At 70.5% G+C, this 1,696-nt stretch carries 1 protein-coding gene and 1 pseudogene; one reads left to right on the forward strand and one right to left on the reverse strand.

What is annotated here, in order from left to right; genetic code table 11:
* A pseudogene (locus tag VFF46_RS33415) lies at positions 1–979 on the forward strand (NAD-glutamate dehydrogenase); the annotation flags it as partial.
* Here VFF46_RS33415 and VFF46_RS33420 read toward each other — a convergent pair.
* Positions 976–1,696, reverse strand: a 721-nt coding sequence (locus VFF46_RS33420; RefSeq protein ID WP_325041240.1) for a GntR family transcriptional regulator, incomplete at its 5' end; no start/stop codon positions are given. The pseudogene VFF46_RS33415 and the gene VFF46_RS33420 overlap by 4 nt on opposite strands.

Genomic DNA, 1,696 nt, shown 5'->3' on the forward strand with positions numbered 1-1,696 from the left:
GGAAGCCGAGCTGCTCAAGACGTCGCTGCCGGACGACCCGTTCCTCAAGCACAAGCTCGCCAGCTACTTCCCGAAGGCGATCCAGGAACGGTTCGCGGACCAGATCCAGAGCCACCAGCTGCGCCGCGAGATCATCACCACCCAGGTCGTGAACGAATTCGTCAACACGTCCGGCATCACGGCGTACCACCGGCTCTCGCTGGAGACCGGCGGCAACGAGGAGGACGTCGTCCGCGCGAACCTCGCGGCCTCGCGGATCTTCTCGCAGCCGGAACTGCTCGCTGCGAACGCCGAGCTGGACAACGTGGTCGACGCCGAGACGCAGACCGGGATGCGGCTGGAGACCCGCACGCTGGTCGAACGCGCGACCCGCTGGCTGGTGTCGAACCGGCGGCCTCCGGTGGACATCGAGGAGCTGATCGAGTTCTTCGGTCCCGGTATCGCGAAGCTGACCGCGGCGTTGCCCGAAGTACTACGCGGCCGGGAGCTGGCGCTGTTCGAGCAGCGCCGGGAAGCCCTGGTGCAGAAGGGGGTCTCGGAGGACTTCGCGACCCGGATCGCGGTGCTGCCGCCGGCGTACGCCGGGCTCGGGATCGTGGAGACCGCGTCCCGCGACGACCTCGACATCCTCGAGGTCGCCAAGGTGCACTTCGCGCTCGGCGAACGCCTGCAGCTGGGGCGTTTCCTCGAACGCATCATCGGCCTGCCGCGCACCGACCGCTGGCAGACGATGGCCAGGGCCGCCCTCCGCGACGACCTGCACGCGGTCCACGCCCGCCTCACCCGCCAGGTCCTCGCCACCACCGACGCCACCGCCGAGCCCGAGGATCGCGTCATCACCTGGCAGGACCGCAACGCCTCGGCCCTCTCCCGAGCCGCCACCATGCTCGAGGAAATCGTCGAGATCGAAGGCCCGGAACTCGCCCACCTCTCCGTAGGCCTCCGCCTGGTCCGAACCCTCCTCGCCAACCAGGCCTAACGCTCGGACACGACGACGTCGACGGAGTACTGGTCGGCTCGGTAGCAGTGGCTGCCGTATTCGACCGGGGTTCCGTCGGCGGCGTAGGCGGCGCGGGTCATGGTGACCAGGGGCTCGGCCTTGGACATGTGCAGGGTACGGCGTTCCTCGGCGGTGGCGTTGCGGGCGCCGATCCGTTGCCGGGCGACCGTCGGGCGGATGCCGCGGGCGCGGAGGACGGCGTACAGGCCGTCGTTCGTGAGGTCCTCGAGGGTGAGGTCCTCGAGGGCCGGGGGCAACCAGTTGCGGAGGATCGCGAGCGGCAGGTCGTCGGCGTACCGGAGCCGGACGATCGAGACCAGCGGGGTGCCGGGCGGGAGCTCCAGGACGGCGGCGGCGCGTTCGTCCTGCGCGGCGCAGTCCAGCGCGAGTACTTCGGTGTGCGGCGTCCGCCCCTCGCGCGCGAGGTCGTCGTACAGGCTGGTCAGCTCGGCCTTGCGGTGCACCATCTGGTTCGCGACCGTGGTGCCGATGCCGCGCCGCCGGACCAGGAGGCCCTGGTTGACCAGCTCGGAGATCGCGCGGCGCACCGTCGGACGGGACAGGCTGAGCCGGTCCGACATGCCGATCTCGTTCTCGAACGGGTCGCCCGGCCGCAGCCGGCCGTCCGTGATGGCAGCCGTCAGCTGCTCGGCCAGCTGGTGGTACAGCGGCACCGGACTGGACCGATCGAGCTGG

The organism is Kribbella sp., from assembly GCF_035655035.1.
Taxonomy (GTDB): Bacteria; Actinomycetota; Actinomycetes; order Propionibacteriales; family Kribbellaceae; genus Kribbella.